The following is a 17,351-nucleotide window of genomic DNA, read 5'->3' as shown; positions in this document are numbered from 1 at the left end:
AAAACCACGTTCAATAAAAAACCCCCGATCCGGGGGTTCAGTGCTTATGCAGTGATATTTTCTATTTTGAATTTAACAATGCCTGCCGGCACTGTTACTTCGGCAACTTCACCGACCACTTTTCCGAGCAGTCCCTTTCCGATGGGAGAGGTAACGGAGATCTTTCCCTGTTTGAGATCGGCCTCTTTTTCAGAAACGATGTGATAGGTATGTTGCTTCTTGGTGTTCAGGTTGGTAAGGGTCACTTTGGTGAGGATGCTCACCTTGCTGGTGTCTACATTGTCGGCTTCCAGAACGCGGGCGCTGGCCACGTCGCTTTCTAATTTTTTGATCTTGGCTTCCAGAATTCCCTGGGCCTCTTTGGCAGCATCGTATTCGGCATTTTCTTTCAGATCGCCTTTTTCACGGGCTTCTCCGATAGCTCTTGCAGCTGCAGGTCTGTCCGTAGTACGCATACGGTGCAGCTCTTCTTTCATTTGTTCCAGTGTTTCTTTGCTTACATATAAAACACTCATAATAACCTCCTTCTTTTTGCAGGAAGGGCATCGTTGCTTCCTTCCGAAAATAGAAAAAAAGAACAACGCCTCAGTTGGTGCTGAAGCGTTGCACTATTTATGTTCCTTACAAATATAATGGATTTCCCCCTTACAATTTCAATTTTTCCAGCGTTACAGCAGCCATTTTATAGAAGGCTTCGTGGCTGTAACCTGCAATGTGCGGGGTTACTATTACATTGGGTTGGGCAGTGAGCCATTGCAGCTGTTGCTTCTCCGGTTCTGTGTAGAGATCAAGCTTTTCATTTTCAAGTACATCAAGTGCTGCGCCTGCAATCTGGCCTTTTTTCAGTGCTTCGATCACTGCCGAAGTATCGTGCACCTTACCCCTGCTGGCATTGATGAACCAGGGCTTGTTTTTCAGTGAACTGAAAAACGTTTCGCCGGCATAATGAAATGTTTCGTCTGTAAGTGGCAGATGAAGACTTATCACATCGGCATATTTCGCTATCTGTTCTGCATTGGCTTCGTGTATGTATCCTTTTGCAAAACCTACATTGTATTTGTCGTGCGCCAGCACTGTTACTCCAAATGGTTCCAGCAGCCGGGCGAATGCACTTCCGGTATTTCCGTATCCGATGATGCCCACTGTTTTTCCGCTGAGCTCGGTTCCACGGTTGGCATCGCGTATCCATTTCATTTCACGAACCTCCTGCTGGCTGATGCCGATGCGGTTCATGAGATTGAGCAGCATGCCCAGAACCTGCTCTGCTACTGCGTTTCGGTTTCCTTCAGGGCTGCTCACGCATAAGATACCTTTGCTCTCTGCAAACGGAACATCTATCAGTTCCATGCCGCTGCCGAGCCGGCCGATCCATTTCAGCTGGTCTGCCTTTTCCAATATGCTGCGATCGATCCTGAGGCGGGTGGTTACTATCAGCCCCGTTGCATCGGGTATCATCGCTGCCAGCTCATCGTAAGTGATGGCAGTGTGGTACTCTACATGAAATCCTTTTGCTGTCAGCTGATCTATGAGGTATGGGTGAACCTTAGCGGTTACAATTACTTTTTGCATCTTATCTCATTGTGTAGGTCAGCGCTGCAAAATCAGCAACTGACAGTTGTTCTGCTCTTTTGTTGAAAATATCGTCCTGCAACTTCTCCGGATCGAACAATGATTTCACTGCATTGCGCAGTGTTTTTCTTCTTTGCTGAAACGCAGTTTTTACCAGCAGGGCAAGATGTTTGTCGCTGCGGGTGGGCACGGGCTGCTCCAGCGGCTTCATTCTGATTACGGCACTTTTTACTTTTGGGGGAGGATTGAAAGCCTCTTCATCCACCTCGAAAAGATAGTCCACCTGAAAGTGCGCCTGCATCAGCACGGAAGTTACTCCATATACTTTACTGCCTTCTTTGGCTGCTACGCGCTGCGCCACTTCTTTCTGAAACATGCCTACCATGGTCTGGATCTGATCTTTCCAGGCAAGCACTTTAAAAAGTATCTCAGTAGAAATATTGTATGGGAAATTGCCCACTACGGTGAATGGTCCTTCAAAAGGCGGATCTATATCCAGTACGCTCTTGTGAATGATCTTTCCTTCCAGGGCAGGGTAGGTTTTCAGCAGCCAGGTGACCTTCTCATCGTCGAGCTCCACACAGCGGAGATCCACCTCCGGCAACTTTATCAGGTACTTGGTGAGGGCGCCGCCACCGGGGCCCACTTCGAGCAACTGACTGAACGGATATGCCTGTAAGGAGTCCACAATCTGGCGGCAGATATTCTCATCCTTCAGAAAATGCTGCCCCAGTGATTTTTTAAGTGTATACATGAGCTGCAAAAATACGTAATTTAGGCCCCTGAAATATTTAATATGAGTGCACCGCAACACAAACCAGTAATCGGTATTTCAATTGGCGATCTGAACGGGATAGGTCCTGAATTAGTGATCAAAACCTTTGCAGATCACCGTGTACTGGAAATGTGCACCCCTATTATCTTCGCTTCCAACAAGGTGCTCAACTTCTACAAAAAGGGCATTCCTGATTGCAATTTCAACTATCAGAACATAAAAGACTTCACCCGCATCAACCATAAGCAGGTGAATATTTTCAATTGCTGGGAAGAAGATGTGAACATTCAGCCCGGTCAGCTCACCGACGTGGGCGGCAAATATGCCATCCGTTCGCTCACAGCTGCCGTACAGGCACTGAAAGAGCAGAAGATCCAGGGACTGGTAACCGCTCCCATTCACAAAAAGAATGTGCAGTCTGCGGAATTCAACTACACCGGCCATACCCCTTATCTGAAGGAGGTATTCGGCATGCAGGATGTACTGATGCTGATGACATCCGGCAATTTCCGTGTAGGCCTGCTCAGCGAGCATGTTCCGCTGGCCGAAGCCGCCAAATATGTAACCCGCGAGAATATTCTTTCCAAGCTCAATATCATGCACAATTCACTGCAGCGCGATTTCGGGATCGACAAACCAAAGATCGCTGTACTGGGACTCAACCCACACGCGGGTGATGAAGGATTGATCGGAAAAGAAGAAGAAGAGATCATCAAACCCGCCATCAAAGAAGCCAAACGCAATATGCTGGTGATCGGGCCATTCAGTCCGGATGCATTCTTCGCCCGCCGCCAGTTCGAGAAATTCGACGGTGTGCTGGCCATGTATCACGATCAGGGACTGATCCCTTTCAAATCGCTGGCTATCGGAGAAGGCGTGAACTATACCGCTGGCCTGCCCGCGATCCGCACATCTCCGGACCATGGAACCGCATTCGATATTGCAGGCAAGAACAAAGCTGATCATTCCTCTTTCCTCCAGTCTATTTTCGAGTGCATCGATATCATCACGCAGCGCGACGAGTATGCAGAGAACCATCGCAATCCGCTGAAGAAGATGACGAATCAGATTCTTGCGAATGCAGTGGATGAAAAGATCGACATGGATCTCACCAGCAAGCGCGAAATCTAATTCCACAGTTTTTATCGTCCATTCCCCTGGCATGATTTTTCAACCGGCACTTTCAAAGGTTAAGGATGAAAAGCAGGCGCTATTACTTATCATTTCTGATCATCATCAGCAGCACGATGCTGCGTGCACAATCCCCGGATGATTACCGCCATCAGTTTCGGCTGTCCGTTGACGAAGACTTCATCAATATCCGCGGGCAGGGAACGGACAAAGCCTATACAGCAGGCACTTTCATCGATTACAGATACGCGAAGAAGCAACCCGGTTTCTTTCTGGAAAGATGGGCGCCCAAAGCCGGCCCCAATTCCGTGAACATTTACGGAGTGGGTCTCCTGCATCTCATGTTTACGCCTAACAACACTAAACTGGAGCAGCCGATCAATAACGATTTTCCTTATGCTGGGGCAGTATTGGGGCATTTCTCTTCCTGGTCTTACAACCCCGAAAAGAAGTATGCCATCCATAGCCGCTTCATGGCAGGCATGCTGGGAGAGGCATCCGGAGCGAGAGAAATACAGGAGTTCGTACATCGCCTTACCGGTACCCAGCAACCGAAAGGGTGGGATAATCAGTTGCCGAATGATATCCTCCTGAATATCGATGTAACAGCAGAGAAGCAACTCAACGGTTTTGAATGGGCAGAAATAATCGGAGGTGGTCGCGTGTATGCTGGTTCCATGACGAATGCGCTGGAAGCCTATGTGGTGCTGCGCGCGGGAAAAATGAAATCTTGGTTTACAGGCCTGATGGCTCATACCAGCACACCTGCCAGATCGAATGCAAGAGGCCGCTGGCAGGCGTATGTATTCGCCCGGCCAGCGGCCCAGTTTATAGCCTACAATGCATTGCTGCAGGGAGGCATCATATTGAAAAAAGACAAAAAGATCTCTCCGGATATCAACCGGCTTACAGCTACACTGGATTATGGCATCGTGCTCTCACATGGCAACTTCGGCATTTCATTTACACAGAAAGTTTTTTCGCCATGGATCAAAGGGCTGAGCAGTCACGAAGTAGGCAATATCACGCTTTACTTCAACTGGTGAACTATAACATCCTCATTTGAATTGTTACAGTTTCACGAACCGCAGTACTTCTCCATTCGCAAAGCGGATGAAATACACACCGGCCGCCAATCCATTCAGCTCTACCTTTTGTGGCCTTGCACTGATTCTTATTTTTTTCATTACTGCTCCCTGTGTGTTGGCAATTACTGCTTCGGTATTCAGCAGAGAGGATTCATAAAAATCAATGATGATCCATGAGGTAGCGGGGTTCGGTTTGAGTTGTACAAAATCCGCCTGGGTATCCCGCAGCCTTACGATATCGCTGTAGGTGAACTTGCCATCCACATCTACCATTTTCAACCGGTAATAGATCAGGCCATTGAAGCGTATGGTATCGTTGTAAGCATATAACTGACTGTTACCATTAAGCGCTTTTATCATAGCAACCGGCTCAAACGACTGATCATTTATTTTCCGCTCCAGTTCGAAATGTTTTGCATTTTGTTCATCCCTCGTTTCCCACTGCAATTTGCTCACCGGGTTTTGCCTTGTGCCGGTAAAACCCACCAGCTTCAATGGCAGTGTTACACTTTGAGTTTTTACAAAGAAACCGCTGAACCCTGTTACGCTGAAACTCAGTTCCCATCGGCCTGCTGTGGCATTCCACTGAATATCCGCATCTGTGGGATCGATGGTGAGCGGCGTGCCGCTGTAAGTGGCTGGCAGTCCGGTCCCATCATTGCTTACACCGGGACGTTTCTCTATCAGCAGATTCGATTTGCCGGCATTGTCTGCCGGACCAACCGGCAGCTTCACTGTATTCACTGCATTGAACTCATTGAAATCCTGCTGTGTAAAATACAGGGTTACTCTTCCGGTTGCAGCAGCTGCATTATTATCCGGCGTTATCTCGAAATGTCTTTTCACAAAGTGCGGCGGCTGTGCAGCTTCTATCCAAACTTTCGCCGTAGTATTTCCGGTGATGGATGCCGCAGTATTGGTCCCGGATACACTTGCGATAATGGCATTGCAATCGGGATTGTAAAAAGTTGTATCATCTTTCAACTGCCATGCTGTGGCAGTTGCATTTACCTGTTGCAAAGCAGCTGCATTGCTGGTAAGACTGTTTGCTTCAAATGCTCCGATGTCGACTGTGCCATGCTGAATGCGTGGCAACTGATCGAAATCCGCAGTAATGCCTGAAGGAATAGTTGCGGTATTTCCTGCATTGATAGCCGGACTGCAACCAAGCAAATGCAGATCACCCAGCGATACATTTTTGAAGAGCGGATCACCGGCAATATTGTTTGTACCTGCGATATTAGAGATGTTGAGCCTTGTGAGCAATGAGTTGTCAACATTGAACTGGCCTGTCCCAGCTCGTATCAACAATGGCACTGCCGTTGCCTGACTGTTCCAGGCAATGGTATTGCGCAATGTGCTCACCGTATTGGTTCCTTCAGTTGCAAACAGATTACCTGTTTGCTGATAGAAACTGCTCAGATGGCTTTCAATTTCGGATCCGTTGTTGTAGATCATGGCCGAATCTTTTCCGGTGAGATTGTATCCCGAACATTGCAGCAATTTCACTTTGGCTTTTGCAAATGCAGCGAGTACAGAACCCTGTCCCAGTCCCGGATTGGGTGAACCAAATACTGGCTGAAATCTTTCAGCAATATTGTTGCTGAACTGGCATCGCTCCACCACCAGCTCACCAGGCCCAAATGCAGAGATGGCGCCACCTGCACCAGCTCTCGTTCCTCCCTGCCCCCGGTTATCTGTAAGATTATTCTTAAAAATGCTGTTGGAAATCTGCACAGCATAAAGACCTGTGATAGGATATGCTGCAGCGCCTTCCTGAATAATGCCTACAGCGCCACCCATATGCCAGGATGTATTGTTTTCAAAGTAACAGGAGTCGATGATCAGTTTGTTGCTGCCTGCCGAGACGCCATCGTACCAGATAGCGCCACCATTAGCAGCTACGCTGGTTCGGTTATTGATGAACCTGCAATTGCGGATCGTTGGCGTGCAATTGAGTTCAGATAATTTGCTGGTGATAAATATGGCGCCACCGGAATATCTGGGCAGCCCGTTTGCCATGATGCTTCCTGCACCGGCATTGCCATCAGCAAAAGTGAAACCATCCACTACCACGTTATCGATATTGGTAACCCCGGTGTACAACAACGGAGAAATGATCATTACATGGTAACTGTTATCGCCAACATTATTTACGTTGCCGATATTACCGCTTAATATCACAGGATTATTTGCTGCGTTTCTGATTCCTCCACCGGCAGGATATCCGCCGAGCAATGCAAGGTTATTGCTATTGAGGACGAAAGAAGAATCCTGATGGTTGTTCTGTGTTGGATAATAAGTTCCTTTGGCAACGTGTATCTGCGTTATGGTGCCTGCTGCACAACTGTTGAACTGTGCATAATTGAGCGCATGAGACAATGTCTTGAAAGCAAAAGCCCAGCTGTATCCGTTGTTTGCGTAATCGTTGCCATTGGTGCTGTCTACATACAAGGCAGTACCGCTGGCCGGCATCAGTTGATATTCATAAGCACCCAGATCGATAGTACCATTGAAGATCCTTTGTTCAAAACGAATGTCGGTGATGTTTCCTGCCGGAATAGAATCATTGTTTCCGGCACTGATGCAGGGACTGCATGACGATAATCGCAGTCCATCATCTTCTGTGCCCAGTACATTATCCAAACCGGTCATATTTGAAATATTCTCGAATCCGGCATTTGCAGTGCTGATGCCGCTTCCCCATTCAATGCTTAAAGAGGTAGCAGCTGCATAGTCTCTTACATTGGAGTAGCTTACATACAGTGGACGTGTAACAGTATTCTCTTTATAGATTTCTTCCCGGCCACCATCGGTAGAACTGAGTGTAGGTTTATTGAAGAAGATGGAATTACGGATATTCCCTCCGGCATACTGATTGAAATAGGCGCCGCTGCCCAATCCGTTTTGCTTGATAGAATTGTTCACGAATGTGCAGTTGGAAATAACGGGAATGGAATGAGTATTAGTATTGCCTACATTATACATCGCACCACCAACATCACCTCTGTTTCCGGCAAACACACAGTTTGTAATTTCCGGTGAACCGAAATTATAGATTGCTCCGCCATTCATAGCCGTATCGGCAGTAAATATACAGTTCTGTATTTTGAGGGAAGAGAACAGGCTGTAAATGCCCGCACCTGAATATCTGTTGATAGGAAGGGTTTCTACAGTAATGCTTCCGTTGTTGTTAAGATCGTTGTATCCATCTCGGATGGTAACGCCATCTATCAGCGTTGCGTTGTTATCGCTGATTGTAAGTACAACATGGTAGCAGTTATCTTTTGAATCAGCAGCATTGCCGATATTGCCACTGAAGATTGTTGTATTGCGACCGGGATTTCTGTCGTTCATTGCGGGATCACCCGTTGCAGGAAATCCGCCATAGATCTTCAGTCCGCTTCTCAGATAAAAAGTTTTGTCGCGGGCGTCAGCCGGAGTTGCATTCCCGAATGGATCACGCGAAGGAATATAAGTGCCTGCTGCAACCCAGATCTCTTCGATCACAGCACAGCTGCGGGCCGCCACCAGTGCATCTTCCAGGTTATTGAAAGCAGTTGCCCACGATTTCCCATCTGCGCCGGCAGCGCTGCCTGCTCTCACATATAATCTGTTTGCCTGTGCCGACTCATAAGCGCCTCTGTCAACAATGGTTTGCAATATACGCGCAGCACCGGTTATATCTGTATTGGATCCCGAAGGAATAGCATTATTGTCTCCTGTATTGAAAGCCGGACTGCAATTCTTCAGCATCAGACCATCGTCTGCTGTGCCAAAAAGATTATCTGCTCCATCCGCATCTGTGGCATTAACGAATTGCGGATCGCTATTGCTGTTGTTATTTGTTGTACTTCCTCCTTCCACAATGCAGTAGAACATAGTAACAGCAGATCCGGCTAAGCTTGTAACCCTGCTGCCGCCTCCGGAATTTCCCCAAAGGATGCTGTTATTGATCGCCACTACCGAAGCGTTATCATTGTGAACAGTGCTGCCATTGTTCGTGGCTTTGTTGTTGCTGAAGCTGCAGTTAATTACGCGTGCATTGGAGCCATTGTTGAATAGCGCACCTCCCATATTGAGGCTTTCATTGTTAGCAAAAACGCAGTTCATCAGTTCTATCGGTGATACTTCATTCAGAATCCCTGCTCCGGCATAATTCACCCGGTTATCGTAAATGAAACTGTTGCGCACCGCTATTTTAGTTAGACCATTATTATTGCGAAACCTGATACCTCCTCCACTCACCTGCGAAGTGGCAATGCCATTGTAAGTAAAGTTGGCGGAGCCATTGGCATTGGCGCCCGTAATGGTAACTCCATCGATCACCACACTGTCGGCATTTGCAGGCAGCCCTATCACCACCATCACGTGGTAACTGTTATCGGTGTTGGCGCCCAATGCCCCGATGTTTCCACTGAGGATGGTAGCATTTTCGGAGAGCTTTCTGATACCGGTTGTTGCATTGTATCCACCATAGATCTTAACGCCGCCTCTGGTTAGTAAGAAAGTGGAGTCCCGGTTGGTAGCAGTTTGTATGCCTGTTGGATAATAAGTACCGGAAGCGATCCTGATCTCGTAGTTGGTGGAAGGATTGTCCCGGATTGTCTGGAAGGCCTCACTTAATTGACGGTAGGCATTTGCCCAGCTGGTTCCATTATTGCTGCCGGCGGCAGCTTCATTTACATACATGACGGTTTGGCTGAAACTGCATTGTACAATTAACAGCGAGGCAAGAAGGGTAAAAAATCCTTTCATTTTACAGTGGTTTACAGTTGAACCCGGAAATAGCTGACATCAGCAATTCAGACCCCAGGCATAAAAAGGTCCTTACAGAGAGGAAGCTGATCGATAATCTGAGTGGGTGATAATTCGGGTACAATGATACGTTAGTGGGTTGCAGCATTGACAAAAAGCAAGCAGACAAAATCCAGACAAATTGATTATTGCAGTAATAGATGAAATAACAACAATGTTTATCAAACTTATAATCAGCAGCTTAGTATTATTTCTTCCAGACTGTCGTCTTTTGCCAGTCCGAGCTTCTGTCTCAGGCGATGCCTCGAACGGGTAACGCTATCCGGACTGATGCCAAGGGCATTGCTGATCTGCAATTTGTTCAATCCAAGAAAAATGAGGGTAACCATGCGTTCTTCCGAAGGAGTGATTTTGGAAAAACGGGTTGCTATATTGGAGAAGAATGAGGGATGCACTCTGGTAAAACGATCTTTGAAGATTATCCACTCGGTGTCCGTCATCAGGGTGTAACTGGAGAGATGATCGTAAATATCCTGCCGTTCTTTCAGGCTTTCCGCTGCTGTGAGATTTAGTTTCAGAGATTCGATCAGGTCGTTTTTTTCTTTGAGACGCTGAATAAATTCATCCACCTGATTTCTGGCTTCATTGGTTTCCCGCTCTGCTGCCAGTTGCCGTTCGCGGGTTTGCTGCAGTTTGCTGCGCATTTGCAGTCGCTTTCTGTTGTACAGTAACAAGCCGATAATGGCCAGCAAAGCAACTGTTACCAGTATCTGCAATTTCTGTTGTTTTTCTTCTCTGAGCAGCAAGGTTGATTTTTCGAGAGAGTACTGAAGTTCATCGAGTTTAACGTTGGCCTTTACCGATTGCAGGCCCGATTGACTGATAAACGACTGAAGGCTATCGTTGAACAAAGCCGCCTGTTCGAGATAATGGTAGGCGCTGTCTGGTATTTTTTTCAGGCGATATATCTCTGCCATGCCTTTAGCAGCATTGAATGCATACTCATTGTTGCGTACGTTTACTGCCCATCGGAAATTTTGTTTCCAGCTTTCCAATGCAGCGTCGAAGCGCTTTGTATGAAAATCAAGCGCTGCCAATGCATTGCGGGCAAGGCTGGCATTGAAATCATCCCTAAACTCCAGAGCGCTTTGCAACCATTGATCCAGCATCGGTTGTGCAGCTGCATAGTCGCCTTTATACACTTTGTTTTCTCCGATATTGCCATTGGCGATAGCAGTCCACAAAACATGAAAATCGCGGCGATTGGTAAATGGAGGCAGTTTTGCCAGCAGTTGTTCATAGCAACTAATGGAGCTGTCTGGCTGATTCAGTTTCTTATGCGATGCGCCGATGAGATCGAGCAGGTAAATCTCTCCTATATCATTTTCAGTATCTCCGGAAGATGGCTTCGAAGCCAATGCCAGCCGCCCATATTGAATGGCCTCCGCATAACTGTGCAGGTAGTAAGCTGCTTTGCACATGCCTCCATATTTATTGTAGCGGAGCGATAAAGGGAAAGTACCTGCTTCGAGGCGACTGCTAATATCGAATGCTCTGGAGAGCATGATCATGTATTCCTCAAACCTGCCGTAGAGATTGTAGAGCTCCGCCAGATCGAAGAAAACCTCTGCCAGCAATACATCATTTTTTTCTTCATAACAAAGCCTTACCGCTTCTTCGAGGCAAATTATCGACGCTGGTTGTATGCGCCGGACGGGATCGAAGTTCCGGTAATTCGATGCAGCATTCGCCTGAAGGCGCAGGATATGTATCTGCAATATCCGGCTCGGGTGCTTTTGCTGATATGCAATGGCAGCCGGCAATAACGTATCGAAAAGGAAAGGTTCTGATGATCCGCTTACCGGAATTTTGGCCACTTCTTCCTGCGCATGACCGGCATGGTCCGATGCCATGATGCTGATCAGCTCCTGAGTATTGAAAGATTGCGCCTGCGTAAACGGACAACCGACGCTGGTAATGATGATCATCACCAGCCATCTCAAACAAATGCAAACAGTTTTTTCAGCAGTGGCGCCCAATAAATTCCAGAGGTTGTTGAAAACTAAAAGTAATGAAAACAAACAAGTCAGCAGTAGAAGCAACTGACAGCAATAAAAAAAGGGTGTCTCGCTGTTATTGAGACACCCTTTTCACGGGAACTATGAATAATGGTTATCGTTGTTTTATCAGCTTCCTGTAATGAATATCATCACCAGTTTTCACCATCACATTATACAAGCCGTCTGCCAATTTCTCAACACCCTGCAGCTGGAAGTTGTTGCTTCCTGCATACACCTGCTGTTGTTGTTGCAGCACCACACGGCCTGTGGCATCCAGTACACGGATCTCCACTACACCATCGCGCTGCACACCAAGGCTGATGCTTACGTTGGTCGATGCTGGATTCGGATTCAGCGACAGGCTACCTACAGCCTGACGTTTCACGCTGATCACCTGTGTAGATTTCGGTGCTGCCACCGGACTTACAGCCGTGATGCGATAGTAAATAACTCTGCCATTTGCATTGCTGATATTATCGCTGTAGTTGTAAGAACTTGGTCTGCTGAGATCAGCTGCCGCAGCAACTGTTCCGATGCTGGTGAAGTTTCTTCCATCTGAACTGCGTTCCACAATGAAATGAGCTACCGGTTTGTCGGAAGTGATGCTCCAGTAGAGTTTCACGGTTTCACCCTGACGGTTAGCAGTGAAGCTGAGGAAGTTCACATTGAGTGTAGATCCGATATAACGCCAATCGCGGTCCGGTTGCGGAGTGTAAGTAGATTGCAACATTGTGCGGCTTCCCGGAGAAGCATCTCCAGAGAGAGATCCGGCAACACCCATGTATCTGGATGTACCTCTCGCACTTGTATTGTCTGCATCAAATTTATCATCGAGTCCATCACCATCGGCATCGCTGTTGGTGAGCGTTACATCATCATCTGCTTTATGGTTGTTGTTGAAGTCGTTCCCTTCTACAACATCAGGTACAGTATCGTTGTCAGAATCGAGGTCTCTGCAGTCGGGTGTACCATCTCCATCTTTATCGAAAGGTTCTATACCGGCTCCGCCGAATGCGTTACCCGGACTATCATAGGCATTGTCGATACCATCACCATCTGTATCGGTGTTGGTAGGCAAACGATAGTTGGTGGTAGGCAGTCCTTCTACGTTATCCGGAATACCGTCGTTGTCTGAATCGATGTCGAGGAAGTCGGGGTTGGTAGCGCCTGCCGGGTCTGTATCGGAATTGCGGAACACCAGCGGGCCAGCCATTCCATCGATGGCAGTGCTCCATCCGGTAACGGCACCGCGTGCACCATCGGAAAGGGCATTATGATCTGCATCGGGGAATCCTGCTTCAACAACATCGGGGATACCGTCGCCATCACTGTCGAGATCATAAGGGTTAGGCTTCGCATCTTTATCAAGGTTCTTGAATGGATAAGTTTCGGGCTTTCCGTCGCTGTTTGTATCTGCACCGGTGCGCAGCAGCGCTTTCGGAGCGGCATCCATCACACCATCGTTATTGGTATCCTGATCGTAGATATCCATCAGACCATCTTTATCAACATCTGTTGTTGCATCTACCTTTCCGTCGTTGTTGCTGTCTGCGCCTAGCACTTCGCGGATATCGGGGATACCGTCGTTGTCGCTGTCGAGATCAAACATATTGGGGATGCCGTCTCCATCGAAATCCGGAATACCGAGACCGAGTGAACCGGCTACACCAACTGCTTTGTCTACGTTCTGAGACAGGCCATCATTATCGGTATCGGTGTAGTTATCGATTTTGCCATCACCGTTTGCATCTACACCGCCTGCTTCCACTACATCGGGGATGCCGTCGTTATCACTGTCGAGATCGAAGCAATTGATAACTCCATCGCGATCGAAGTCGTAGCGGTCGTCTACGTTGTCGCCATTGGCATCCACGAAACCGGGTGTGTTATTGTCTTTATAGTTTTCGATACCATCGAAATCGTCGTCGAGCATCGGATCGAGGCCGCCGAGTTCGTCGCTATCGATAATACCATCATCATCGAGATCGATATCACAGCTAACAGTAACGGCTACACTAACACAGGAGGTAACTGTACAATCGTCTTCTATCCTTACATAATAAGTAGTGGTAACAGTTGGGTTTACGGTGATGGTTGCGCCGGTTCCTACTGCGGTACCGGTTCCGCATCCACCTGCATACCAGGTGTACACGCCATTGCTGCCGAGTGTACCGCCGGTAACACGAAGCGTTACAGCGTCACCAGGACAAATGCGCAATTTGTTCTTCGCAGCAGCAGTGGGAGCTGTTGGAGGCGTTTTGGCCAGCAGTCTGAATCCATCAGAAGTATCGCGGCATGGAGCAGAACCGAAATTGCCCTGAGCAGCCATGATCACACGATAGTATTTGTTGGTATTGGCAACAGCCAGCGGATTGATAGTATAATCCTGATTGGTAGTTACGGAGCCGAGGTTAGTCCAGCCTGTAACACCATCATTGCTGATCTGCCATTGGTATTCTTTAGGTCCGGGAATTACTGCCGGATCCATAGGAATAGCGCGGAGTGTAGTGATGCCACCGATACAACCTGCGGTAGGAACAGCAGCAGATACAGTAGGCATAGGGTCGCAGGATCCGAAACTGATATCATCGATAGCGATATCGTTTCCGCAACCACCCTGTGCATTGTTGGCAAGCTCAAACACAATATTGGAGTAACCAGAAGGCATTACCCATTTGAGGCCGTATTGCTGCCAGGTGCCGTTATTGGTGATATAGTCGGTAGAGATCTGGGTAATCACAAGACCGGTTGCCGCATCGCGGATGGTCATCATCACTCGCGGAAATTTGGTTCCGCCGAACCCATCACAGATAGTTTTATATGCCGGGTTTCCGATGTAGGAAGCGAAAAAGAACATGGAGTATTGCTGACCTGCACAGAGTCCGGAAACAGTATCCTTGAAGAATACTTTCGAATCGGCATCAGCATTCACAATCATCATTCGTCCGGAACCTGTTGTATGGTCACCCATTACAAGCCATCGTCCGTTATCACCATTGTATGGGCTGGATGTCAGCATGTATCTGTCTACGCCCAGTGGTTGAGTGATGTTACCAACATAATCAGTTCCAACTGTATTGGGTCCGGGGAAAGTTATGGTGGTGGCTCCTGTGCCGAATGTTTCTGTATAAAGCACACGTTGCAATGAAGTACAGGGAGGGGTTGTAGCAGTTACAGCAATCAGCAGTGGTGTTGGCTGATTCTCACCAATATCATCCGGCTTATCGTTGAAGTTAGGGTCTGGTTCATTTCCGTTGGTAGATGAATCAATTACCACCTGACCTTCAAAGCCCTTACCTGCTGCTTTGGCGCTGTTCTTATAAATTACGCCCGGTTGAATATTGGACAAAGTGCAGGTAATTCTTACAGAGAAGCTGCTTTTAGCTACAGGCCATGCTTTTAAATTGGCTAAATCGATCAACTTAATATTGGATACACCATTGAAACCGGGGTTCAATGTGAGCCCATCAGGATTTGAAAGAAACTGAACACTCACACCGCTCACATTTGCTGCTCCATTGATATTAGCAAGATTATCTGTAATCACAACGCTATCCAACGGATAGTTTCCATAGTTATGTACATATACATCATACGTAACAGTATACTGATTGGCCACTCCTGTTGGTGTAAGACTCGACAACTCTTTTGCTGTACCAATACCACTGGCTACTGTTGCCAGGTCATTCGCTGCGTGTTTAATGCTACCGGTTTTTGTAACAGTATTTTTAACTCCGGTCAGCGGGTTGATCTCATAGAATGGGCATCCGGTTCCGTTCCATGCTGCCACCATTTCTCCATCAGAATAAGTAAGCCCTACAACATCGCCGCTTGCATTAACAGGCCCGATATAAGTACAGGTTAGCTTCTTTCCTGTGCCTGCATAACTTTTATAGTCAGGCGTAAACAATTTATTGTTCACCACAAAAAACATCTGACCACTGGGAGAAATGGTAATGTCTTTTGCACTTGAGTTGGTGATTGTTGCGCCTCCTGTCAGTTGCAACTCATCAGCCGCTCCTATTGTTCCGGTAGCAAAATCAACCTTACGGAGCCAGGCTTTAATTGGACTTGAGCCTGTAAATTCTATTACCCATCCATTGCCATCCGCATCAAATGTTACAGCAAGAATGTCGGAAGGGAAAGAAGCGATCGGTCTCGGCCTCGAAGATGTTGAACTTGGGCAAGTGCCTACCGGCCAGCTCCACACATTAGTTGTATTTGAATTATCCAGCCAGAGATAATACACTTTTTGATCTTTCGGGTTGTATGCAACACTTGCATTATTTGCCGAAAACGAAATAGCTGCACCCGAAGCATCAGCCAATTTCGCGAAACAATCCAGGTTCGGCGTACTCTGCAACGTGTTAGCATTCGGATTATACGAGTAATAGTGAAGCAAACTGCCTGCAACATTACATGTACCCGTACCAATTGCAAACGGGCGGCTAACGGTTGCACTCTGTGACATAGCGGCGTTGGCAGAAACTGCCATCAGTGCCGGTATCAGGAACCATTTTACGATCTGTTTTAGTAAAGTTTCTTTCATGCTCATCGGTTTAGGCGTTAAAGGGTAACCGTTCTTCATAACTGTTCAATGCTGGAATAAAATCCGTTGTGCAGCAACGATATTGCTCTGCACATTTGAGTTGCATTACATAGGTTCCTGATGGTATGGTCACAGTGTTTGCTTTCGTTTCAGGCCCTGAAACGAGTGGAGATAAGAACACTGTTTTATGATTCGCAGGGGTAAGCGAACCACAAATATTGTTGGAAAGAATAATTGGGGATTGATCGGTAACAGCAGCAGAAAGCTTTGCAATAGCAATAGCTCCGCCATCATGGCGTACTGTAACGAAATGAATCGTTGCCAAACTTCCGGTTGCCTTGTCGGCATTACCGGTGTTCGCATGCCAGCTGCACCGGTAGTAATTCTGATCGATATTACTACCCATCTGGCAAAAACCTGGGGTGTGGCTAAAGCCTTTGAAGCATATGAGCATAGAAACCCATAAAGCGCAAAGGGCTTTCTTAGGATTTGGAAACATTGGGTTTTCGAAAAGGGTTTAAGGTACAGACTAGCAAACGGGTATAGTAAATAAATAGTATACCTGAATGCCAAATAAATACGGTCAGGGCACCCCGATGTCAATATTCTTGACTAACATCAAGATGAATCAGCCGGCAAAGTACAGCAGGTGAATGAAAACTGAAACGTAAAAAGACGGAGGAAATCTACTGGAAGATATTGTCAGGAATCCCCTTGTTGATTATGTAGTTTGTATATGTGATTTCTACTTTACCTTTTTGATCTTTGTCAGATGCATTGGTGGCAGGTTTCTCACCTGTATCATAATCAAACGTAATGCCTTTGGGTAATTTATAGTCTTTTGTATTGAACAGGAATACCACTTTATCGGGCAAACCCCATGATGTGAATTTTCCGTAACTCATCTCTATTTCATAAGTGCCTCCACTTCTTGTGGTGGTTACTGCTTTTCTGATCACAGTTTCCTTTTCATCGATATAGAGTGTGGAAACTACTACGTCGCTTTTTTCATCAAGCGGCAGCAACTTTACAATGGTTACCGGTTTATCTGCAACTTTTGAAGTGCCTGCAGCCACTGCCGTGTAGTTCTCCGACGAAAGCAATGTGCCAGGATTGAGGCCACCAGCGCTTTTCGGCATAATGCTGATACCATTCTCTTTTTTGATCCTGAACTTTCCCGGCTTTTTGAAATACACCGTGATCTTCGAATCGGGTACTTTGATGAACGAAACATTCGTCTTCATCTGTCCGTTTGCTTCATAGGTATTCACTGTTTCCAGTTTTGCTTTTACCTTCTTCAGCAATGCTGCAGCAGCGTCCTGTGCCCGGAGCGTTGTTCCGCACATTACCATTATCATCATCGCCAGCAGAGAAGTTATGTTACGTTTCACTTGAGTATATTTTAGATTAACAACATAAAA

10 protein-coding genes are annotated in these 17,351 nt (G+C 47.0%); 2 read left to right on the top strand and 8 right to left on the bottom strand.

Going from position 1 to position 17,351, the window contains the following annotated elements; translation table 11 throughout:
• Positions 1-44 precede the first annotated feature (44 nt).
• From greA to rsmA, 3 genes are all read right to left on the bottom strand, one after another.
• Positions 45-515 (bottom strand): transcription elongation factor GreA, encoded by a 471-nt coding sequence (gene greA, locus HHL16_RS06510; protein WP_169424319.1) that lies wholly within the window; start codon positions 513-515, stop codon positions 45-47.
• A 130-nt stretch (positions 516-645) separates the two neighbouring features.
• Entirely contained in the window at positions 646-1,569 is a 924-nt protein-coding gene (locus HHL16_RS06505; protein ID WP_169424318.1) for an NAD(P)-dependent oxidoreductase, read from the bottom strand.
• 1 nt (position 1,570) lies between these two features.
• Positions 1,571-2,323 carry a 16S rRNA (adenine(1518)-N(6)/adenine(1519)-N(6))-dimethyltransferase RsmA gene (gene rsmA, locus HHL16_RS06500; RefSeq protein ID WP_169424317.1) on the bottom strand — a complete coding sequence of 251 codons (753 nt, stop codon included), beginning with the start codon at positions 2,321-2,323 and terminating at the stop codon, positions 1,571-1,573.
• Positions 2,324-2,365: 42 nt separating this feature from the next.
• Between rsmA and pdxA the strand changes: the two genes are divergently transcribed.
• Both pdxA and HHL16_RS06490 read left to right on the top strand, forming a co-directional pair.
• Positions 2,366-3,475 (top strand): 4-hydroxythreonine-4-phosphate dehydrogenase PdxA, encoded by a 1,110-nt coding sequence (pdxA, locus tag HHL16_RS06495; RefSeq protein WP_169424316.1) that lies wholly within the window; start codon positions 2,366-2,368, stop codon positions 3,473-3,475.
• Positions 3,476-3,540: 65 nt separating this feature from the next.
• Positions 3,541-4,521, top strand: coding sequence for a lipid A deacylase LpxR family protein (locus HHL16_RS06490; RefSeq protein ID WP_169424315.1), 981 nt, complete (start codon positions 3,541-3,543; stop codon positions 4,519-4,521).
• Positions 4,522-4,545: 24 nt separating this feature from the next.
• Here the strand turns inward: HHL16_RS06490 and HHL16_RS06485 are convergent, their stop codons facing one another.
• The 5 genes from HHL16_RS06485 to HHL16_RS06465 form a co-directional block, all read right to left on the bottom strand.
• Positions 4,546-9,321 carry a choice-of-anchor Q domain-containing protein gene (locus HHL16_RS06485; RefSeq protein WP_169424314.1) on the bottom strand — a complete coding sequence of 1,592 codons (4,776 nt, stop codon included), beginning with the start codon at positions 9,319-9,321 and terminating at the stop codon, positions 4,546-4,548.
• A gap of 233 nt (positions 9,322-9,554) precedes the next feature.
• Entirely contained in the window at positions 9,555-11,324 is a 1,770-nt protein-coding gene (locus tag HHL16_RS06480) for a hypothetical protein (RefSeq protein ID WP_169424313.1), read from the bottom strand.
• Between the two features lie 169 nt (positions 11,325-11,493).
• Positions 11,494-15,930: a T9SS type A sorting domain-containing protein gene (locus HHL16_RS06475; protein WP_169424312.1), complete on the bottom strand. Its 4,437-nt coding sequence runs from the start codon at positions 15,928-15,930 to the stop codon at positions 11,494-11,496.
• Between the two features lie 10 nt (positions 15,931-15,940).
• Complete coding sequence (locus tag HHL16_RS06470; RefSeq protein WP_169424311.1) at positions 15,941-16,429, bottom strand: hypothetical protein; 489 nt, start codon at positions 16,427-16,429, stop codon at positions 15,941-15,943.
• Positions 16,430-16,616: 187 nt separating this feature from the next.
• Positions 16,617-17,321 (bottom strand): hypothetical protein, encoded by a 705-nt coding sequence (locus tag HHL16_RS06465; RefSeq protein WP_346766825.1) that lies wholly within the window; start codon positions 17,319-17,321, stop codon positions 16,617-16,619.
• Between the last annotated feature and the right edge of the window lie 30 nt (positions 17,322-17,351).

It is taken from the genome of Pseudoflavitalea sp. G-6-1-2, assembly GCF_012927185.1.
In the GTDB taxonomy this organism is placed as follows: domain Bacteria; phylum Bacteroidota; class Bacteroidia; order Chitinophagales; family Chitinophagaceae; genus Pseudobacter.
Note: the sequence above shows the minus strand (reverse complement) of the source record. Positions and strands in the feature narration are given on the sequence as shown.